This is a genomic window from uncultured Roseivirga sp. (assembly GCF_963973945.1).
GTDB lineage: Bacteria > Bacteroidota > Bacteroidia > Cytophagales > Cyclobacteriaceae > Roseivirga.
The window spans coordinates 46345-67747 of record NZ_CAXBBV010000011.1; the positions used below are offsets into that span (position 1 = coordinate 46345).

The following is a 21403-nucleotide window of genomic DNA, read 5'->3' on the forward strand; positions in this document are numbered from 1 at the left end:
TATGTATTTACAAGCTACACTTACACCACCAGTAAAGGAAACCATTCGCACTTCTGGCGCGGATGCTGTGCTTAGGTCATTTATTGCAGAAGAGGTTGATTTGATTTTTGGTTACCCAGGTGGGGCAATTATGCCCGTTTACGATGCGCTTTATCATTATCAAGATCAGGTGAGGCATGTATTAACTAGACATGAGCAAGGCGCTATTCACGCTGCCCAAGGCTATGCACGAGTAACGGGAAAAGTAGGGGTGGTAATGGCCACTTCTGGCCCAGGAGCCACCAATTTGATTACCGGAATTGCCGATGCCATGATTGATTCTACCCCATTGGTATGTATTACTGGTCAGGTAGGTTCACATTTATTAGGTACAGATGCTTTCCAAGAAATCGATATCATCAGTATTTCCATGCCTGCCACTAAATGGAATTTTCAAGTAACTAAAGCAGAGCAATTACCAGAAGCACTTTCACGTGCATTTTACATTGCGCGCTCCGGCCGACCTGGTCCTGTGCTTATTGATATTACCAAAGATGCTCAATTTGAAATGTTTGATTTTGCTTATCGCAAATGCAAACAGATTAGAAGCTATACGCCCGTTCCAACTTTGAATTTAAGCCAAGTGGAAGAGGCTGCTGATTTGATCAATTCAGCCAAAAAACCATTGGTAGTTTTTGGGCAGGGCGTCATTTTAGGAAATGCTGAAAAGGAATTTAGACAAATGATTGAGAAAGCTGGTTTACCTGCTGCATCAACACTTTTAGGTCTTTCTGCACTTACTTCTGATCACCCTTTGTATGTAGGCATGTTGGGAATGCACGGTAATTATGCGCCCAATGTGCTGACCAACGAATGCGATGTTTTGATTGCCATAGGAATGCGTTTTGACGACCGCGTTACAGGTGACCTAAGCCGCTATGCTAAGCAAGCAAAAGTGGTTCATTTTGATATAGACCCAGCCGAAATCAATAAGAATGTAGAGGCGGATGTAGCTGTATTGGGCGATTGCAAAGAAAGTTTACAAGCCTTGATTTCACTGGTGTATGAAAGATCACATCAAGGTTGGCTGGAAGAGTTTGAAGCATTAAAAGGAATAGAACAAGCCAAAGTCATAGAACAGGATTTAAGACCTACTTCTGGCCCAATTTCTATGGGGGAAGTAATTCATCAGGTGAATTTACAGACAGAGGGCAATGCTGTTTTAGTCACAGATGTAGGGCAGCATCAAATGGTGGCCAGCAGGTATACACAGTTTAAACAAAGTAAAAGTAATATTACTTCTGGCGGATTGGGTACCATGGGCTTCTGTCTGCCAGCGGCTTTAGGTGCTAAGCTAGGTGCGCCAGAACGAGAAGTGATTGCTGTTATTGGCGATGGCGGTTTTCAAATGACCATTCAAGAATTGGGTGCCATTTTTCAGACCAAAGCGGCAGTTAAGATCATCATTCTCAATAACTCATTCTTGGGCATGGTACGCCAGTGGCAACAGCTCTTCTTCGACAAGCGATATTCTTCTACCGAAATGGAAAACCCTGATTTTGTGACCATAGCCCATGGTTATGGGATTAAAGGAAAGTCCATTTCCGAAAGAGAAGACTTGAAAACAGCGGTCATGGAAATGCTATCACATAATGGCAGCTATTTGTTAGAAGTACATGTGGGCAAAGAAGATAACGTATTCCCTATGGTGCCTACAGGCGCATCGGTGTCAGACATAAGATTAGAATAAAATGGAGCAAGCATATACAATTTCGATTTTCTCTGAAAATAGTGTTGGACTGTTGAACAGGATCACATCAATCCTAACCAGGAGAAACTTAAACATCGATAGCATTAATAGCTCAGAATCTGAGACTTCTGGTATTTACCGCTTCACCATTGTGGTTGCTACTACCGAAGCACAGATCAAGAAGCTGGTTTTACAGATTGAAAAGCAGGTGGAAGTAATGAAGGCAGTTTATCATACAGATGGTGATACCGTTTTTCAGGAGATAGCCCTTTATAAAATTTCAACGCAATCCATAGCCGAAGGCAATTTGGTAGAGAAGCTAATTAGAGACAATAATGCTAGAATACTTTCGGTAGAACAAGACTTTATGATCATTGAAAAGACGGGGCATAAGGAAGAGACTCAAGAGTTGCTAGAGTTTTTAAAGCCCTATGGTGTGTTGGAGTTTGTCCGTTCAGGACGGGTTTCGGTAACCAAACCGATGGGGGAGTTGGAAGGGATTTGAGGGAATCGGAGAGATTGCTTCGTCATCAAGCTTTTAGCAAAGCTTAATTTCTCGCAATGGCGATCATAATTACAAAAGATAACCTTCTCAAAAGAGAATGATTTAAGAAAAATTAGAAACACTAAAAATCAATAATAATGGCAAAAATTAACTTTGGCGGAGTAGAAGAAAACGTAGTAACCCGCGAAGAATTTCCACTAGTAAAAGCGCAAGAGGTACTTTCAAACGAAACCGTAGCTGTAATTGGTTATGGCGTTCAAGGTCCTGGGCAGTCGCTCAACTTGAAAGACAATGGCATTAATGTAATTGTTGGACAAAGACAGAACTCAAAAACTTGGGACAAGGCAATTGCTGATGGTTGGGTACCGGGCGAAACCCTTTTCCCTATTGAAGAAGCATTAGAGCGAGGAACAGTGATCTGTTACCTTCTTTCAGATGCAGCTCAAATTGCAGTTTGGCCTACGGTGAAAAAACACCTTACTGCTGGTAAAATGCTTTATTTCTCTCATGGTTTTGGAGTGGCCTATAGCGAAAAAACGGGTATTGTTCCTCCATCAAATGTAGATGTGGCTTTGGTAGCGCCAAAAGGTTCTGGCACGTCATTACGCTCACTTTTTGTAGAAGGAAAAGGCTTGAATTCTTCCTTTGCCATTCACCAAGATGCTACAGGTAAAGCTCGTGATCGTGTAATCGCTTTGGGAATTGCAGTGGGGTCAGGTTACCTGTTCGAAACCACTTTTTACAAAGAAGTAACCTCTGACCTTACAGGCGAAAGAGGCACATTGATGGGCGCAATTCAAGGTTTATTCCAAGCACAATACGAAGTACTTCGAGCAAATGGACATTCTCCTTCTGAGGCTTTTAACGAAACGGTAGAAGAAGCAACGCAATCCCTTTATCCGCTTATTGCTGATAATGGTATGGACTGGATGTATGCCAATTGTTCTACTACAGCACAGCGTGGCGCTTTAGACTGGAAAGATAAATTCTATGCCGCCACAAAGCCTGTTTTTGAGCAGTTGTACAAGTCCGTTACCGATGGCATAGAAGCCAAAAATTCTATCGATTCTAATTCTCAATCAGATTATCGCGAAAAGCTAGAAGTAGAGCTAGATGCTTTACGCAATTCTGAAATGTGGAGAGCAGGAAGGGCTGTTAGAGGCTTGAGACCTGAGAATGTACCTGTCTCTAAACCAGAAGAAGAATTGGTTTAGTTGGCGAAAATAAGATTGCTTCTTCATGCTTCATTACATTCCGCGTTCACGGCAATGACGGTTCCAAAAGGGCTAAATGCCTAACGTCATTTGAATAGACAAGCAGAGTTGAAACGGAGTTTAGCGAAGAAGCAATCTTGTATCCATAATGGTCTTGAAGTCTTCTCTCTTGAAAAGGGTTAGACAAGAGTCTTTAAACAAATGAAATGAAAAAAGTACACACGGATTATATACCTCAACTTGCCCAAATAGAGCAAGCCGCGAAAGAGCTCAAAAGCGTAGTTACACATACGCCTTTGATGCTGAATCTTACCTATTCAGAAAAGTATGGGGCAAAAATTTTCTTTAAACGAGAAGATCTTCAGGTAGTGCGTTCTTATAAAATTCGTGGAGCTTTTAACAAAATCAGTGGCTTAAGTTTAGAAAAAAATAAACGTGGGGTGGTTTGTGCAAGTGCGGGAAATCATGCCCAAGGTGTAGCTTATTCTTGTCAACTTTTAAAAGTGAAAGCCACCATTTTTATGCCTTCACCAACTCCTCGACAGAAGGTAGAGCAGGTCAGGTTTTTCGGAAAAGAGTTTGTAGAGATTGTTTTGGTAGGAGATACCTTTGATGATGCTCAATTAGAAGCGCTGTCCTATTGTAAAGAAACTGATGGAATTTTTATTCATCCGTTTGATGATGAAAAAGTAATAGAAGGCCAGGGTACTGTTGGGCTTGAAATATTGCAAGACAGTGAAGCAGCTATCGACTACCTTTTTCTACCCGTTGGGGGTGGAGGCTTAGCTTCTGGTGTATCAACAGTTTTTAAAGTACTAAGTCCTAAAACCAAGATTATTGGTGTAGAGCCTGCTGGAGCTCCGGCTATGCAGAACTCTATCGATCAAGGTCAAAACTTAAAACTTAGCAAAATTGACAAGTTTGTGGATGGTGCGGCCGTTCAGCAAATTGGTGACAAAACCTTTGAAATATGCAGAAATAACCTTGATGAAGTAGTAACTGTACCAGAAGGTTTGGTTTGCACCACCATGCTAGAACTTTATAATCGAGATGCCATTGTAGTAGAGCCAGCTGGTGCTCTTGCCGTATCTGCATTGGTACAGTTTGCTGAAGAAATTAAAGGAAAACATGTGGTTTGTGTCCTCTCAGGATCGAATAACGACATTTCACGTACCGAAGAAATTCGTGAGCGTTCATTACTATACGAAGGGTTGAAGCATTATTTTATCGTTCGTTTTCCGCAACGTGCTGGTGCCCTAAAAGAATTTTTAGTAGATGTACTTGGCCCAAACGATGACATCGTACATTTTGAATACACCAAAAAGACCGCACGCGAAAAAGGCCCTGCTTTGATTGGGATAGAACATCGAACGAGGGAAGATTTTGCACCCTTAATAAAACGTATTACGGATAAAAACATTAATGCGGAATACCTCAATGAAAGACCTGACCTCTTCGGGTTTATCATTTAAAATCAAAATAAATTTTCTTAATCACTCAAATTCCTCTTTACTATAAAGTGAAGAGCATCATTTGTAAACAGAATAAAAATGAAGGTTCTGAAATTTGGAGGCACTTCAGTAGGAAGTGTGGCTGCTATAAAAAGTGTAGCAAGCATTATTAACTCAGCATCCACTAACAATAATATAGTGGTAGTTGTATCGGCTATTGGTGGAGTCACCAATCAACTTATCCAACTTTCTACCCGCGCTCAACAAGGAGATACCAGTTATGAAGCACTTATTGACCAACTTAAGCTTCAGCATACAACCATGTATACAGAACTTTTAGGAAAAGAAGAGGAGGGTTTTATCAATGAGCTTTTTTCTCAACTTTCAGAAGTCTGTAAGGGAGTGTTTCTTTTAAAGGAATTAACTTCTAGAACCAGCGATTTCATACAAAGTTGCGGAGAGAGACTTTCATCTTTTATTGTATTCAGTTACCTCAAAAATGAGAAAGTAGATATTACATTATATGATTCGAGAAAATACTTGATCACCGATAAGCAGTTTGGCAATGCCAACATTTTAATAAAAGAAACCAGTGAGTTATTGCTTGGATTAAAGAGTGAAATGGGTTCTGTAAGCCTGTTTCCAGGGTTTATTGCCTCAACTTTAGAAAATGAAACCACCACATTGGGTAGAGGAGGCTCTGATTATACCGCTTCGCTTTTGGCCAATGTTTTTGAAGCCGAAGCACTAGAAATATGGACTGATGTGAATGGTTTGATGACGGCAGATCCAAGGCTTGTCAAGCAAGCACATTTACTTCCACACGTCTCTTATGAAGAAGCATTAGAATTGTCGCATTTTGGCGCTAAAGTGTTGTATCCGCCAAGTATTCAGCCTGCATTAGATAAAGGAATAACCATTTGGGTGAAAAATACCTTTGATGCCGAAGGCGAATGCACAAAAATTACCAAGGAATGGGATGAGAAAAAGAATTTGGTAAGAGGCATTTCTAGTATTAAAGAAATCGCCTTGCTCAACCTTTCAGGCAATAGCATGGTAGGTATTCCGAGTTTTTCATTTCGTTTGTTCAGAGCCCTTTCTGAAGCCCGAGTAAATGTGATTCTAATTACACAAGCTTCTTCTGAGCATTCAATATGTGTGGCAATATCTACGGTTGATGTTGACAAAGCTAAAGAAGCCGTAAGCCAAGAGTTTAAAACTGAGCTAGAACTGCGTAAACTCAATGCAGTGTCAATAGATACAGATATGAGCATTCTGGCGCTTGTTGGCGCAAATATGAAAAATCAGGTCGGTATCTGTGGTAAAATGTTCGACACCCTAGGCAGAAATGGAATAAGTGTTACCGCCATAGCTCAAGGTTCTTCCGAAAGAAACATATCGGCTGTGATTCATAGGTCTGACATGAAAAAGGCAATAAACCTGTTGCACGAAAGCTTTTTCCTTTCAGAAATAAAGAAAGTACACTTGTTTATAGTGGGTGTGGGCAATGTTGGCAGGGCTTTCCTCAATCAAATATCAGAACAACAAGAATACCTTTTAAAAGAACACCATCTTAACATTTTAGTCGCAGGTATCGCCAATTCTAAACAAAGCTATTTTGAAGAAGAAGGAATCGATTTAAAGCGATGGGCCGACTTATTGAATGATGGAGATGCATACCATATAGACTCTTTCGTTTCACGAATTGACGAGCTGAACTTGAGAAATAGTGTTTTTGTGGATATTACAGCTTCGGAAGATATTGCCCAAGTGTATCAAGCAGTCCTTGAAAAAAGTATTTCAGTTGTAACACCAAATAAGATAGCGGCCACACGGTCGATGGAACAATATCGAAAGCTAAAACAGACTGCAAGAAAGTATGGTGCTCAATTTCTTTTTGAAACCAATGTAGCTGCTGGTCTTCCTGTAATTTCTACCTTGAACGACCTGATTAAGTCAGGAGATAAAATTCTATCAATTGAAGCAGTTTTGAGCGGTACACTTAATTACTTGTTCAATGAATACAATGGGCAGAGCACGTTTAAAAGCATAATAGAATCGGCAAAGGCTCTGGGCTTAACCGAACCAGATCCAAGGCTCGACCTCTCTGGTGAAGATGTAATTCGAAAGCTGCTTATTTTAATGAGAGAAAGCGGTTTGGAGGTTGAAATGAAGGATGTTGACCTTGTGTCGTTTCTACCAGAAGGCTGTTTAGAAGCTCCGAGCTTGGATAGTTTTTATCAAAAAGTAGAAGATAATGAGCCATATTTTAAGGCACTTTATAATGAAGCAGAACAGGCCAAAACCAAACTTAGGGTAGTGGCCAGTTATAAAAATGGTAAAGCCACTGTAGGCTTGCAGAAAATAGAAGAGGGGCATCCTTTCTATTTTTTAGAAGGAAAAGACAACATCGTTTTATTCCATACAGAAAGGTATAAAGCACAGCCACTAGTAATTAAAGGCGCTGGTGCTGGAGCAGAAGTAACAGCCTCGGGAATTTTTGCAGATGTACTTAGACTGGTGAATAATTAAGAAGAAAGATGAGGAAGAACATAAATTCGGTGAAAGTATTCTCACCAGCATCAGTAGCCAATGTAGGGCCAGGCTTTGATATTTTGGGCTTTGCCATCAATAATATAGGCGACACTATTACCCTGACCAAAAGAAATGATGAGTCATATGTCATGGAAGCAATAGGAGCAGAATTGCCTTTAAACCCTGAACAGAATGTTGCTACTGTAGCATTAAAATCTTTCTGTATGCATGTAGGGCATAAGGGAGGTTTTGATATAAAAATAGAAAAGAACTTTACCCCAGGTAGTGGGTTAGGCTCATCGGCATCAAGTGCAGTTGGAGCCGTTTATGCCGCAAATGAACTGTTGGAGTCAGGCTTTTCAAGAGAAGAACTAATCACCTTTGCTTTAGATGGAGAAGCTTTGGCTTCTGGAAACAGACATGGAGATAATGTAGTACCGTGTATGCTGGGTGGTTTTGTAGGCGTAAAGAATTGTGATCCATATGAAGGCTTTCAAGTCAGTTTTCCAGATGATTTGAACGTACTTATTGTATTCCCAGATGTACCTATTAAAACAAGTGAAGCGCGGGCGATTTTGCCGCAAACCGTAACACTTAAAGATGGAATTAAGCAGGCAGCAAATATGGCAGGACTAATTAAAGGTTTAATGGATGGTGATTACAGTTTGATAAAAGCCTCTTTACAGGATGTGTTCGCCCAGCCTCACAGAAAAAAAATGATACCACAATATGATAGGGTTGAAGACATTATCATGAAAAACGGTGCGATTGGGTTTAATATTTCTGGTTCTGGGCCAGCTATGTTTGCTTTTTTTAATAAGAATCAAGGTTTGACGGAAGTGAAAAGACAAATAGAAAGTGTTTATAATGCTGAGCAAATTCATGTTCAGTTTTTAGAATCGACCATTAATAAAAATGGTGTAACTGTAGTGCAATGAAATTTTTTAGTACAAATAAACAAGCACCAAAGGTTGGCTTTCAAGAAGCGGTTATGAATAGCCTTCCGCCAGACAATGGGCTGTATTTTCCAGAGCACATTCCTCTTTTGCCAGAAACCGTGTTACGCCATTTTAGGCAAATGAGTCTTCCAGAAATAGGTTATGAAATGGTAAAACCTTTTGTAGGTACTGCCATTGAAAGCAACGAGCTCAAGACAATTATGGAAGAGGTGCTGTGCTTTGAAATTCCTTTGGTTCAGGTAGAAGAGAATATACATTCGCTAGAGCTTTTTCATGGACCAACCTATGCTTTTAAAGATGTAGGAGCTAGATTTTTAGCCCGTTGTTTAGGTCATTTTTCTCAAAGTAAGGGCAAAGAAACAACAATTTTGGTGGCTACTTCTGGAGATACAGGTGGAGCAGTGGCCAATGGCTTTTTAGGAATTGAAGGAGTAAGCGTCATTATATTATACCCATCAGGAAAAGTGAGTGATCTGCAAGAAAAGCAACTTACTACGCTTGGGGAAAATATTACAGCCTTAGAAGTTAACGGGGATTTTGACAATTGCCAAGCTTTAGTAAAGCAAGCTTTTTTGGATAAAGAGCTAAATCAAAAACTAAATCTGACTTCCGCCAACTCCATTAACATTGCCCGTTGGGTACCGCAGTCAATTTATTACGCGTGGTTGCTCACTCAGTTAGAGCAAAAAATCACTTCAGTAATCGCAGTGCCAAGCGGCAATTATGGAAATATAACGGCAGGAATGTTGGCGAAAAAAATGGGTTTCCCTTTAGGTAAATTTTTAGCCTGCTCAAATGCAAACAACATTGTACCTCGGTATTTAGCAACGGAAAAGTATGAGCAAAAACCAACAGTTTCTACTTATGCCAATGCAATGGATGTAAGCTTGCCTAGTAATTTTGGACGAATGCAAGCCTTATATAATAATGACTATAAGGCAATTTGTAACGATGTTACCGGATTTTCTATGTATGACCGAGACATTTTAGAAACCATAAAGCTATGCCAAAACCAAGCAGGCTATTTGCTTGACCCTCACGGGGCCATTGGGTATAAAGGCTTGAAAACTTGCTTAAAAGCAGGAGAGCAAGGCGTGTTTTTAGAAACGGCCCACCCTATAAAATTTGCTCCAACAATGGAAAAGGCACTTGGTTATTCTTTAACCATACCCACTTTTGCAAAAGAGCTTATGGATAAAGAAAAGGTGGCAACTAAAGTTGAAGCAAATTTTAAAGCATTTAAAGAATTATTGATTGATCATTAAAGTTGAGTCGATCTATTTCTTTGCTAATACTGCTACTGCATAATTACGGTTGACCAATTCACCGGCATTGCCTGTTACTGTTTCAGTTTTATCATAAATGTTAAGCAGCTCAAAGCTTGATTTTGCAACTAAATCCGAAACATCTTGATTGCTATAGAGGCTGAATTTGTCCTTTACAAATGGGAGATGCTGCATAAATTCCTTGTGAGCAAAAGAAATTGTGAAAACACCCTTCGGCTTCATTACCCTATATACTTCTTCTAAAAATTGAAGAGGGTGTTTCCAGAAGTATAATGTGTTTACCGTCATGGCTTTCTCAAAGAAATTGCCCGAAAAGGGAATGCTCTCTCCATCATAAAGCTTAAACTCGGCAGTTTGATTTTTTAAGTAGACTTCGTTTTTAAGTTCAGCTTGGGTTTTCATTGTTTCGGAAATTTCCAAACCATAAAAAGTAATACCCTCAGCCTTTTCTAATATTAGCGGAAGATGCTGACAGCTTCCGTGTCCAATTTCCAGAATCTTATTATGGTCAGATATTTCCAGTGCGTTAATAGCCGAAGTGGTCATTCCTATGTTGGTTGAATGCATGTTTTCAGCTACCTCTAATCCAAATTCTCCATTCGGATGGCTCAACTGGCTCTCTAATTCAGTGAGTTGCTCTTGTGTAAGGTTTTTCAATGTTTTAGTTGGTTACGGTAAGTGATTCATTACCGTTACGGAGTAGCGAATAGATGGTTTTGTTTTAACCATTCATTAATAGTTTCAATTTTAATTATTAGACCAAGCCGGTGCTTCGTTTCGAAACTCATTATTCGTCAGTTGCCTCTTTTCACCACTTTCAACATGAATGATGTAAAGGTTATAAATGTTCTTACTTCCAGCGGTATACACTATCCATTTGCCATCAGGCGACCAAGCAGGCGAGTAGCACTCTATAGCATCATCTGTTAGATTTTTAACATTACTTCCGTCAGAATTCATTAAAAAGATGTCCCAAGTTTCGTTGGAAGCGCCATAGAAAGCAATTTGCTTTCCGTTTGGTGAGAATACAGCTCCAGAGTCAAACGCCTTTTTGTTGGTCAGTCTTTTTACATTGGCTCCATCTTTATCCATAATAAAAACTTCACCATTCGCGGCATGACTCGTATCCGATTCATCCTTCAACTGACGGGTAAACAAGATTTGTTTTCCATCAGGAGACCAAGATGGACTTTCTTCATATAAATCGTTGTCAGTTAATGGAATTACGTTTGTCCTATCCACATCCATTAAATAAACACTTCTACTTTTTCCATTTCGGTTGCTCATAAACGCAATTTGCTTTCCGTTAGAAGAAATACTTGGAAGAACATCTTGATCTGGGTGGTCTGTTAGTTGAGTTGAAGTTTGTCCGTCAGCACTAAATAGATAAAGTTCTGTATTTCCACTTCGATTAGAGTAAGCCGCAATCTGTTTGTTATCAGGCGACCACGAGGCACCATAATCTAGAGCAGGGTTGTTTGTAATATTTCTAATGTTACTTCCATCTATGTTCATTAGATAGATGTCGTTGTTTCCTCCTCTATTACTTGTAAATGCAATTTGCCCTGTAGGCTCAGAAATGGAGCTGTCTGTAGTAGATTCTTTCTGGTTGCCACAACTGCAAATCAGAAGACAAAAGAACGGAAGTATTAGCGATTTCATAGGCAGAAAAATTTAATGGAAATCATAGAAATTTAAAGTACGATAATTTAATCATTCATTGAAAGAAACTGTCATGAGAGAATTTTAATTGGGATTGAAATTCAATCCTCTTTATGATTGGGCAACTGGTTTAAAAAACCGTATCATTGAAATGGAATGACAAAATTTTCTGCCATAGTATTAGCCGCAGGACTTTCTTCAAGAATGGAAGGAGGACATAAACTTCTAATGTCCATTGATGAGAAAACCGTTTTTGAACATAGCTTGAAGTCAATTACCGCTGCCGATTTTTTAGAAGTCATTGTTGTGCTAGGCAAAGAAGCCGAAAGGCTTGAAAAGCTGATTCCGAAAGAATATATGGTTCAAACTGTAGTAAACTCAACTTTTGAATTAGGAATGACCCCATCTATTCAAACTGGAATTGCCGAAGCAACTGGCGATGTATATGTCATTTGCTTGGCCGATATGCCATTTTTGACCGCTGCTGATTATAATCAGTTGATGGATTGTTTCAGAGAAGAGAATGGGAAGAATATTCTTGTTCCCCTTTACGAAGGAGTAAAAGGCAATCCCGTTTTGTTTGATAAAGATTATAGAAAAGAAATTCTGGAACATACCCACCCAAACGGCTGTAGCCAAATTGTAAAACAGAACTCCAAAAAGGTGCACTTCTTTGAAACCAACAACCTTCGCTTTACATTAGACATTGATACGAAAGCCGATTTTGATAAATGGACAAATGCTAAGTAGAGAAGAACTTATACGCTATAATAGACAAATCATTTTGCCCAATTTTGGAGTTGAAGGCCAGGAGAAATTGAAGGCTGCAAGCGTGTTGGTGATTGGTGCTGGTGGTTTGGGAATTCCTAACCTTAGCTATTTGGCAGCAGCAGGAGTGGGGCGAATTGGGTTGGTCGAATTTGATGAAATTAGTCTCACCAATCTCCAAAGACAAACCATTTATACCACAAGCCAAACAGGAGAAAGTAAGGGTATGTCTGCTATTGCTTCTATTAAAGAGTTGAACCCGAATGTTAAAACCCAACTTTACGAAACCCAGATAGATGCTAGTAATGCACTAGACATTATTAAAGACTATGATGTAGTTGTTGACGGAAGTGATAATCTACCCACACGATACTTGGTGAATGATGCCTGCGTACTCTTGGGCAAGCCCCTTATTTATGCTGCAATTTTTCGCTACGAAGGCCAAATAAGTGTGTTCAATGCTAAAAGAAAAGACGGTAGTCGAGGGCCAAATTATCGAGACCTTTTCCCTACACCACCACCGCCAGAAATGGTGCCCAGTTGCAACGAAGGAGGCGTATTTGGTGCCTTGGCTGGAATCATCGGTGCCATACAAGCCAATGAAGTAATTAAGCTGTTGGCTGGCTTAGGAGAGTTGTTAGATGGTAGACTATTATTATTTGATAGCCAGAGCTTTACTACTAGATTTTTAAATATAAAGTCGAATAAAAATAACCCTGTATCAGGAGAGCACCCAATTATTACAAGTTTGATTGACTATGAGGTCTTTTGTGGCTTGAATGAAGTCAAAAAGGATGTAAATGACATCACAGTTCATGAGTTGCATCAGATGGTAGAGTCGGGTAAAGTTCCTTTTATTTTGGACGTCCGCGAAGATTATGAATATGCTATTTCAAACTTGAATGGGCTTAATATTCCGCTTTCAAAGCTTGAAAATGAGGTTGGGCAGCTGTCTCAAAATGAGACAGTCATAATTCACTGCAAAAGTGGACAACGAAGCCAAAAAGCTCTTCAAATCCTTAAAAATAAAGGTTTTTCAAAATTGAAAAACTTGAAAGGTGGAATCTTGGCTTGGCAAAAGGAGATAGACCAGAGCATGGAAATCTATTAGAGTATGGACTACGAATTGATCTTCTTCTTTTTTGCAATAGCCTTTCTTTATTCCTCTGTAGGCTTTGGTGGTGGTTCCAGTTATTTGGCCATTCTATCGCTTTATAGCTTTGAGTATCGATTGCTACGCACCATCGCTTTGGTTTGTAATCTGATTGTCGTGAGCGGAGGTACTTACCTTTTCGCGAAGCAAGGTCATATTAATTGGAAGAAAACCTTACCACTGGTTTTAGTCAGTGTGCCCTTGGCATTTATAGGAGCTAGAATTCCCTTTAAGGAAAATGTATTCTTCATTCTTTTAGGGTCAACTTTGATCATTGCTGGTATTATCATGTTGTTGGAAGACTATTTAAGGAAGAAGAGCATTCAGGATGCCTCAGAAGGCAAGAAAGCCATGCCCATAGTTAATGGAGCCATTGGTGGAGGTATTGGCTTATTAGCAGGCTCCGTTGGTATTGGTGGTGGAATTTTCCTTTCACCTTTGCTACACATTATGCATTGGGACAAAGCCAAAACGATAGCTGGTACTGCCAGTTTCTTCATTCTAATCAATTCGGCATCGGGCTTGGCTGGGCAGTTGAGTCAAGGTAATCTAACTTTCGACTTTAAAATGATTTTGTATTTGGGGCTTAGCGTTTTGGTAGGCGGACAGCTTGGTTCTAGGCTTTCGGTGTTTAAGCTTTCGCAGAAGAAAGTCAAAATACTGACAGCATTATTGGTTTTATTTGCTGGAGGACGCTTATTATTGAAGTACCTTGTTTGATCGGAAAAGGAAAAGAATGAAAATTGAAGTAATAGCTTTTGGCATAGCAAAGGATATTCTGAATGGTAATCAGGTGACATTGGAAGTGGAAAGCGAAAGCTCTGTGGCCGATGTTCGTCAAGCCTTGGTTAATCTTTACCCTGCGTTTCAAGGGCTTGCTTCTTTGCAGTTAGCCGTAAATGCCGATTATGTAAATGATGATTATTTGGTCAAAGAAAACGATGAGGTGGTGCTAATTCCACCAGTAAGTGGCGGATGAAAACACTGATTCATATTACTTCTGAAAAACTCGATCCTCAAGCTTGCGTAGAGGCTGTTTCTTACCCTGAATGTGGGGGCATAGTTAGTTTCGTAGGTACGGTACGCAATCAAACCAAGGGCAAGTCAGTCCTTAAATTAGAATTTGAAGCGTATGAGAAAATGGCTTTGAAGGAAATGCAGAAGATTGCTAATTATGCCAAAACCGAGTTTCAAGTAGAAGAGGTGCTCATTCATCATCGTACGGGAGTAGTCGAAATAGGAGAGGAAGCAGTGGTAATTGTGGTGGCTGCTCAGCACCGAAAGGCTGCTTTTCAAGCCTGTGAGTATTGTATTGATACCTTAAAAGAAACGGTACCCATCTGGAAAAAAGAATTTTTTGAAGATGGCGAAGTTTGGGTTTCTGCTCATCCCTGATATTTATCTAACGCTCAATCTGTTTAGAAATACTACTCAGTTTTTTGCTTTAAGAATTTCTTCAAATCTTTATTCGATCCGTAGAGCACAAGAATATCATCCTTTTCAAGCACCAATTCAGGTGTTGCAACACCTTGCACTTTCGATTCAATCTTACTTTTACCCAATGTGCTGTTTACTTCAATTTTCTTAATTGTAGTTAGTATTAGTAAGTTAAAACGCTTTCTGAAGCCCATATCTCGGATGGACTGCCCCACATACTCTTCCGGTACGCTGGCTTCTATAATGCTGTAGTTTTCTCCTAATTCAAAAGAGTCTACCACATTGTTCATACATAGTTTTTTGGCCCAGCGTTCTGCTGTTTCTTGTTCTGGGTGCACAATTTCATCTACACCCAAAGCTTTAAGTACTTTTTCATGTAAAGGGTTTATTGCTCTGCTAATGAGTCTTTTAACCGCTAAATTTTTGAACAGCGCGGTCACCATTACGTTAGAGCCTTGATCTTCACCAATCGCAATAATTACAATGTCGGTGTCTTTTAACGGAAGGCCTGATACAGTAAATTCATCGGTAGCATCCATACATATGGTATGAGAAATCTTTTCTTTGAACGAATCTACTTTCGACATTGAAGTATCTATTCCAATTACCTCATTGCCTTGAGCAGTTAGCTTTTCTGCTAACGATGCTCCAAAATTCCCTAATCCAACTATGATGTATTTCATTGATTCAGATTTTAATTGATTGTAATTTCTTCCGTAGGGTATCGGTAACTTTTGTGCTTTACTTTGTCCATAATGGCAATCATAATGGACAACATGCTTACCCTGCCTACAAACATGATAATAATGAGCATGATTTTGCTTACACTACTTAAGTCGCCAGTAATACCTAAACTTAAGCCCACAGTGCTATAAGCCGAAAAGCACTCAAAAGCGATTTGCATTAGACTCTTTTCTCCATCGAATATTGAAATTACCATTACCCCAAAACCGATGACCAATAGCGAAAGAGATATAATGGCAAAAGACCTTCTTACCGATATGTCGGCTATTTCTCTTCTAAAAATTTCAATTTTAGTTTTTCCTCGTGCCAAGCTCAGAATATTCAGCGTAGCTATGGCAAATGTGCTGGTTTTTATACCACCACCAGTAGAAGAGGGTGATGCGCCAATCCACATTAGCAGAAGTGTCATTACAAGAGTTGGAAATGTTAAAGCAGCCATGTCTACTGAATTAAAACCAGCAGTTCTTGGCGTGGCCGCACCAAACAGAGCCGTTACTATTTTTCCGAAGAACCCGTGCTCGGCCATTGTGTTGTTGTATTCTAGAATAAAGAAAACCACAAAGCCAATGGCGGTTAAAGAGATTGTGGTAATTAAGTTGATTCTGCTGTTTAGGTTGAGTACCCAAGGTCTGTAATTCTTTAGCCTTTCTGAAAAGGTGAAGACCTGAGAAAGACGATATTTCAAATAATTAAGGATGTTGACCACAATAGGAAAGCCCAATCCGCCTAACACAAATGTGAAGATCAATACGATTTGTAAGAAGTAGTTGAACTTAAAACCTACATCATAAACACTATTACTGAGTGTAGAGAAGCCCGCATTACAGAATGCTGAAACTGAATGAAAGACAGCGAAAAATATTTGACTGTATTGAGATTCAAAAGTGCTGGCATCCAAACTAAAGTATATCATCATTGCTGACATCATTTCAATGCCAAAGGTGATGATAAGCACGTATTTTAAGGTGGAGAAAACTTCACTGAGCTTTTTTGAATTACTCATATCTCCTAAGGCCAATTGATTCTCATAAGTGGAACCACCTTTGAAGAAATAGCTGAAGTAGCTGGCAAAAGTCAAAATTCCCAAGCCTCCAATCTGAATAAGACATATGATAATCACCTGCCCGAATTCTGTAAAATAGCTTCCAGTGTCCACCACAATAAGCCCAGTTACGCAGACAGCACTGGTGGAAGTAAAGAAGGCGTCAATAAACGAAATTCCATCATAGGTAGCTTTGGGAAGCATTAGGAGTACCGTGCCTAACAAAATGATCACCAAGAAACTTATTATAAAGAGTTGGGCAGGATTTAATACCGTTCGTTTGTAAATGAGCCTTAATTCTGAAAACTCTCGAATGAACGTAAGAACAACCGCAAATTTAATCAGGTTGTCATTGAATAATATGGGATGAAGTTTATGGTTCTGCCCATTGATAAGGTGGAAATAGAGTACCGTAATGGTAATGAGTACGCTGAGAATATCGAATACAAGTACCTTGGTATTTTTCTGGTTCTTCTTCTCTATATATCGCAGGGCAATTGAGGCTAGCCCAATTCCTAGAACGACAAAATAATAACCGTTAATAATGCTTTGCGATAGGTCGGATTGACTGTAGCCAAAGTCGGCAATGAAAACCACTATTCCGAAAAAACTTATCCAGAAAGCCAGGTGATCAAGCCGCTTTAAATTGAAACGCATTATAAGAACATCTTCTGCAAACCAGCCCAGAGGGCTTTTTTCAAAGCTACAGTGCTTTCTATTTCGCCAAGGTCGTCTGCCTTCATAAAGAACTTCTTTCGATCTTCTTTTACCTCGTAAACAGGGCTTTCTGTATAACCATCAAGTTTTTTAGAATTGAAGATTAAGACATGACGGTGGTTAAACTCATTCAGCACAGCTTCAATCTGTTCTGGAGAAGCCTCTTTTACATTAACCAAAAGAACATCGTCTAAACTACGTTTAACCGAACTTAATATCTTAAGTAAGAAGGCTTTTTTCTCGGCTTTTAATTGAGGTTGTACATCTTCAAAAAAGATGAGACAGTGTTTAAGGTTATTACCTTCAGTAGGAAGAGGCTTGATGTAAATTGGTTCCGCTTCTTGTACAATAGGGGCGGGCTCAGTTTGAGGCCTTTTTTCCTCTAGCGTATCTACCTCTTCAGTTTTGACTGGTTGTGCTGAAACTGCTGCAACATCATCTTGAATGAGATAAATTTCTTCGGTAAGAAAATGAGAAAGAAAGGATATATCCTCAGCCATGACGCCTTTTGTTATTTTGCCCAATCTAACAATTGTCTATTAAAATACAGACTATGATTCGAAGAAAAGACTTTTTAATTCAGTTGCCTCATCTGGCTTCATCCTTTTTGCTAAAACAAGTCTAAGTTGCCTTCTCCTTAATGCGCCTTCGTAATGCTCCTTTTCTTCTGGTGTTTCAGGAACTAGTTCTGGCACATCAATAGGCCTTCCGCTTTGGTCTACAGCCACAAAGGTAAAATAGGCACTGTTGCTCTTGAATTTTCGCCCAGAAGGAATGTTTTCTGCCCAAACTTCACAGTAGACTTCCATAGATGAGTTGAATGAACGAGTTACATTGGCTGTAAGCGTAACCACGTCACCTAAGGCAATAGGCTTTCCAAATGAGATGTTATCAGCAGAAGCAGTTACCACAATACGGTTAGAATGCTTTTGCGCTGCAATGGCGGTATTAATATCCATCCAGTGCATCAGTTTGCCCCCCATAAGGTTGTTAAGCGTGTTGGTATCGTTAGGGAGGACTAGCTCCGTCATGGTTACACGTGAATCCTTGGTGGTTTTTGTTTTAGCTGCCATACTCTGATTTTATGCTGCAAAGCTAATGCGGTTAGTTGAAAGAACGGAAGGGAATTTGATTTTTATAAATTTATAAAACTATATATTTATATAGTTAAAAATATATACATTTAAATATGTTATTTATTTCATGTTTATTTTTTCCAACCATCATTACCAAGTAGGGGTACGAACTTGAAATCATGGAAAACCTCTTTTCGCAATTTGTTTCCTTCAAGTCGGGTAAGTCTAAGCATTTGTTGAGTTTTAGCATTGCCTACAGGAATTACCAAACAACCATTCACTTTTAATTGGTCTATCAGCGCATCGGGAACGGTAGGGGCACCAGCGGTAACAATTATTTTATCATACGGAGCAAACTTAGGCAGTCCTAGCGACCCATCTCCATAAAAGAACTTGGCATTGTAGCCCATTTCTGGGAGGGCAAATCGTGTGCGTTCATAAAGTTTTTTTTGGTACTCAATGGTATATACTTCCGCGCCAAGCTCTAAAAGCACAATGGCCTGATAGCCCGAACCTGTTCCAATTTCTAATACCCTATCACCCGGTTTTACATTAAGCAATTCGCTTTGAAAGGCTACGGTGTAGGGCTGAGAAATGGTTTGGCCTTCACCAATAGGGAAGGCTTTGTCTTGGTAAGCATGTTCTACTAAGGCATTCTCAAAGAAAAAGTGTCGCGGAATTTTACCAATGGCATCTAAAACGCGTTCATCTTTAATTCCCTTAGATCGAACTGTTTTTACGAGTTGCCTTCGCATTCCTTTATGTCTGTAGCTGTCTTCCATAGTGAAGAATCGGCAATGAATTTCCGATATGTGTATTGAGTTAATATGTGTAAAAGAGAGAAAGCGCTAAAAAAATCAATTTCTTAACGCTTTCTTTTTGAATGATTTATGTCAATTTACCCTATTCAGTAATTGAAATCAAGTAGTAATTTTTTCTCCCTTTCTGAACCAAAAAGTACTTATCCTGAAGAAGTCGAATAGCAGGTTTTGCATTCATGTCTTCAATTTTAACCTTGTTAATGCTCACACCGCCATCTTGCAGCATTCTGCGGGCCTCGCCTTTTGATTTGAAGATCACTTCTTGAGTAACCACTGAAAGTAGATCAATTGAGTTTTCGGTTTGGTCTAAGTCTGCTTTTGAAACCTGTACTTGGGGAACACCTTCAAATACAGAAAGCAATGTGTCTTCATCTAAAGATTCAAGGTCTTCAGTGGTAGACTTTCCGAAAAGAATATTTGACGCTTTAATAGCCGTTTTTAGATCTTCTTCAGAGTGAACTCTTACAGTGATATCCTCGGCTAGAGCTTTTTGTAAAACTCTCAAGTGAGGAGCTTCATTATGCTCAGTTTCTAAAGCCTCGATCTTTTCTTTCGTTAGAAGTGTAAATACACGAATGAAGTTTGATGCATCTTCATCAGATGTATTTAACCAAAACTGGTAGAACTTGTAAGGGGAAGTTTTCTTAGGGTCTAACCAAACGTTTCCGCCTTCTGATTTCCCGAATTTAGATCCATCTGCTTTTCTAATCAAAGGAGCAGTCATGGCAAAAGCCTCACCTTGTATTTTCCTTCTAATTAATTCCGTACCCGTAACAATGTTTCCCCACTGATCGGAACCACCCATTTGTAGTTTGCAATCGTAGTTTTGATTCAAGTGAAGGAAATCGTAGCCTTGAACCAATTGGTAAGTAAATTCAGTGAATGACATGCCGCTTTCCAGCCTGTTCTTTACAGAATCTTTGGCCATCATGTAATTCACGGTAATGTGCTTACCCACTTCTCTAATGAAATCAAGGAAGTTAAAGTCTTTGAACCAATCGTAGTTGTTTACAATTTGTGCTGAATTTTCACCACAATCAAAGTCTAGAAATTTACGAAGCTGTTTTTTTTGTGAGTTTAGGTTATGGTTCAAGAGTTCTTCTGAAAGCATTGGTCTTTCAGATGATTTACCTGATGGGTCGCCCACCATACCTGTAGCGCCACCCACTAAAGCGATAGGCTTGTGTCCGGCTTTTTGAAGATGAACCAAAAGCATTACGGGAACCAAGTTGCCAATGTGCAGGGAATCGGCAGTAGGATCGAAGCCAACATAACCTGTGGTTTGCTCTTTATCTAGTTGTTCTTCTGTTCCAGGCATAATATCGTGGATCATGCCTCTCCATTGTAGTTCTTTGATGAGTTCGCTCATTAGGTATATTTTGAATTCGGAGCGCAAATATAGAATTTGAAAGGCGAGGGTGAAAGGCAGAAACAAAAAAAGCCTTAGATTTCTCTAAGGCTTTTTGCGGAACGGACGGGACTCGAACCCGCGACCTCCTGCGTGACAGGCAGGCATTCTAACCAGCTGAACTACCGCTCCAATATCTTTGTTTGTAACCCCTTTCGTTTAAGGTGATGCAAAAGTAGTATACTGTTCTTTATTTACAAACATCAGGAGCTAAAAAAACGAACTAATTTCTCGAAAAATCTTCAACCCTTTGGTCTTGAGTAGGATAAATATTTCGGCAATGTCGATTTATTTTGATGAAGAAGTGATCTATTAACTTTTGGTAGGCAAATCTGAGGCATTTACCATCTTAGACCGTCCTTTGTTGTAGGTAATTTACTTAGTAATAGATTTGCGCTTTTTGCGGAGTGTAATGTATTTGTATTCATTCTCCTTTGTACTTGAAAGTAATTGAAGAGGCTCAGTTACTTTCAAGCCCTCAACCTATAATATATTAAGTCCATGTAGCGTATTGCATGGGCTTATTTTTTTGTCCTGAATACTAGGAGTAACTTATATAATACCTTTCATGTTTGTTAACTTAGGGTTTGTAAAGCTAAAAAGAAGCCATGGAGGTTATAATACAAGAACAGGAAACAGACAGCAAAGGCAGTTTTTATTTTGAGAAACAGGGCGAACGATTAGCGGAAATGACGTTTTCAAAAGCTGGGCCTGATAAAATCATTATAGATCATACCGAAGTGAGCGATACTTTAAGAGGTACTGGTATGGGCGCAAAGCTTGTAGCTTATGCAGTTGAATACGCTCGCAAGAATAAAGTTAAAATCATTCCTCTTTGCCCTTTTGCAAAGGCTACGCTAAAACGCCATGAAGAATGGAGTGATGTACTCTAATCA

21 protein-coding genes and 1 tRNA gene are annotated in these 21403 nt (G+C 39.4%); 13 read left to right on the forward strand and 9 right to left on the reverse strand.

Annotated features, from left to right (window positions below; all coding sequences use genetic code 11):
* Position 1 precedes the first annotated feature (1 nt).
* The 7 genes from ilvB (at position 2) to thrC (ending at position 9658) form a co-directional block, all read left to right on the forward strand.
* Complete coding sequence (gene ilvB, locus AAC026_RS16030) at positions 2 to 1729, forward strand: biosynthetic-type acetolactate synthase large subunit (protein ID WP_339700112.1); 1728 nt, start codon at positions 2 to 4, stop codon at positions 1727 to 1729.
* A gap of 1 nt (position 1730) precedes the next feature.
* Complete coding sequence (ilvN, locus tag AAC026_RS16035; RefSeq protein WP_339607268.1) at positions 1731 to 2234, forward strand: acetolactate synthase small subunit; 504 nt, start codon at positions 1731 to 1733, stop codon at positions 2232 to 2234.
* A 137-nt stretch (positions 2235 to 2371) separates the two neighbouring features.
* On the forward strand, positions 2372 to 3448 hold the full coding sequence (ilvC, locus tag AAC026_RS16040) for a ketol-acid reductoisomerase (RefSeq protein WP_339700115.1): 1077 nt from the start codon (positions 2372 to 2374) through the stop codon (positions 3446 to 3448).
* 206 nt (positions 3449 to 3654) lie between these two features.
* Positions 3655 to 4920 (forward strand): threonine ammonia-lyase IlvA, encoded by a 1266-nt coding sequence (gene ilvA / locus AAC026_RS16045; RefSeq protein ID WP_339700118.1) that lies wholly within the window; start codon positions 3655 to 3657, stop codon positions 4918 to 4920.
* Between the two features lie 78 nt (positions 4921 to 4998).
* The gene (gene thrA / locus AAC026_RS16050; protein ID WP_339700121.1) at positions 4999 to 7431 is read left to right on the forward strand and encodes a bifunctional aspartate kinase/homoserine dehydrogenase I; all 2433 of its coding nucleotides are present in this window, start codon (positions 4999 to 5001) and stop codon (positions 7429 to 7431) included.
* 8 nt (positions 7432 to 7439) lie between these two features.
* Positions 7440 to 8372, forward strand: a complete 933-nt coding sequence (locus AAC026_RS16055; RefSeq protein ID WP_339700123.1) for a homoserine kinase — start codon at positions 7440 to 7442, stop codon at positions 8370 to 8372.
* On the forward strand, positions 8369 to 9658 hold the full coding sequence (gene thrC / locus AAC026_RS16060; protein WP_339700125.1) for a threonine synthase: 1290 nt from the start codon (positions 8369 to 8371) through the stop codon (positions 9656 to 9658). The genes AAC026_RS16055 and thrC overlap by 4 nt, the downstream gene beginning before the upstream one ends.
* Positions 9659 to 9670: 12 nt before the next feature.
* Here the strand turns inward: thrC and AAC026_RS16065 are convergent, their stop codons facing one another.
* Both AAC026_RS16065 and AAC026_RS16070 read right to left on the reverse strand, forming a co-directional pair.
* A complete protein-coding gene (locus AAC026_RS16065) occupies positions 9671 to 10336 on the reverse strand; it encodes a class I SAM-dependent methyltransferase (RefSeq protein WP_339700128.1) in 666 nt (221 codons plus the stop codon).
* A gap of 90 nt (positions 10337 to 10426) precedes the next feature.
* The gene (locus AAC026_RS16070) at positions 10427 to 11341 is read right to left on the reverse strand and encodes a DPP IV N-terminal domain-containing protein (RefSeq protein ID WP_339700131.1); all 915 of its coding nucleotides are present in this window, start codon (positions 11339 to 11341) and stop codon (positions 10427 to 10429) included.
* 156 nt (positions 11342 to 11497) lie between these two features.
* On the opposite strand from AAC026_RS16070, the gene AAC026_RS16075 reads away from it, so the two are divergent.
* Genes AAC026_RS16075 through AAC026_RS16095 form a run of 5 tightly spaced genes read left to right on the forward strand, consistent with a single transcriptional unit; the run spans position 11498 to position 14657 of the window.
* Positions 11498 to 12091 carry a nucleotidyltransferase family protein gene (locus AAC026_RS16075; RefSeq protein ID WP_339700134.1) on the forward strand — a complete coding sequence of 198 codons (594 nt, stop codon included), beginning with the start codon at positions 11498 to 11500 and terminating at the stop codon, positions 12089 to 12091.
* Positions 12081 to 13220, forward strand: a complete 1140-nt coding sequence (moeB, locus tag AAC026_RS16080; protein ID WP_339700137.1) for a molybdopterin-synthase adenylyltransferase MoeB — start codon at positions 12081 to 12083, stop codon at positions 13218 to 13220. Before AAC026_RS16075 ends, moeB begins: the two co-directional genes overlap by 11 nt.
* A gap of 3 nt (positions 13221 to 13223) precedes the next feature.
* Positions 13224 to 13982: a sulfite exporter TauE/SafE family protein gene (locus AAC026_RS16085; protein WP_339700140.1), complete on the forward strand. Its 759-nt coding sequence runs from the start codon at positions 13224 to 13226 to the stop codon at positions 13980 to 13982.
* Positions 13983 to 13998: 16 nt separating this feature from the next.
* Positions 13999 to 14241: a MoaD/ThiS family protein gene (locus tag AAC026_RS16090; RefSeq protein WP_339700143.1), complete on the forward strand. Its 243-nt coding sequence runs from the start codon at positions 13999 to 14001 to the stop codon at positions 14239 to 14241.
* A complete protein-coding gene (locus AAC026_RS16095) occupies positions 14238 to 14657 on the forward strand; it encodes a molybdenum cofactor biosynthesis protein MoaE (protein WP_339700146.1) in 420 nt (139 codons plus the stop codon). Before AAC026_RS16090 ends, AAC026_RS16095 begins: the two co-directional genes overlap by 4 nt.
* 32 nt (positions 14658 to 14689) lie before the next feature.
* Here AAC026_RS16095 and AAC026_RS16100 read toward each other — a convergent pair whose 3' ends face one another.
* The 7 genes from AAC026_RS16100 to AAC026_RS16130 form a co-directional block, all read right to left on the reverse strand.
* A complete protein-coding gene (locus tag AAC026_RS16100; protein WP_339607823.1) occupies positions 14690 to 15382 on the reverse strand; it encodes a TrkA family potassium uptake protein in 693 nt (230 codons plus the stop codon).
* Between the two features lie 11 nt (positions 15383 to 15393).
* Positions 15394 to 17142: a potassium transporter TrkG gene (locus AAC026_RS16105; protein WP_339607822.1), complete on the reverse strand. Its 1749-nt coding sequence runs from the start codon at positions 17140 to 17142 to the stop codon at positions 15394 to 15396.
* Entirely contained in the window at positions 17142 to 17702 is a 561-nt protein-coding gene (locus AAC026_RS16110; protein ID WP_339700149.1) for a hypothetical protein, read from the reverse strand. Before AAC026_RS16110 ends, AAC026_RS16105 begins: the two co-directional genes overlap by 1 nt.
* Before the next feature lie 51 nt (positions 17703 to 17753).
* The gene (locus AAC026_RS16115; RefSeq protein ID WP_339607820.1) at positions 17754 to 18275 is read right to left on the reverse strand and encodes an acyl-CoA thioesterase; all 522 of its coding nucleotides are present in this window, start codon (positions 18273 to 18275) and stop codon (positions 17754 to 17756) included.
* Between the two features lie 134 nt (positions 18276 to 18409).
* Positions 18410 to 19060: a protein-L-isoaspartate(D-aspartate) O-methyltransferase gene (locus tag AAC026_RS16120; RefSeq protein WP_339700152.1), complete on the reverse strand. Its 651-nt coding sequence runs from the start codon at positions 19058 to 19060 to the stop codon at positions 18410 to 18412.
* A gap of 121 nt (positions 19061 to 19181) precedes the next feature.
* Entirely contained in the window at positions 19182 to 20468 is a 1287-nt protein-coding gene (gene tyrS / locus AAC026_RS16125) for a tyrosine--tRNA ligase (RefSeq protein ID WP_339700154.1), read from the reverse strand.
* A gap of 97 nt (positions 20469 to 20565) precedes the next feature.
* Positions 20566 to 20639, reverse strand: a tRNA-Asp gene (locus tag AAC026_RS16130).
* A 476-nt stretch (positions 20640 to 21115) separates the two neighbouring features.
* Here AAC026_RS16130 and AAC026_RS16135 point away from each other — a divergent pair.
* Entirely contained in the window at positions 21116 to 21400 is a 285-nt protein-coding gene (locus AAC026_RS16135; RefSeq protein WP_339607817.1) for a GNAT family N-acetyltransferase, read from the forward strand.
* Positions 21401 to 21403: the final 3 nt, after the last annotated feature.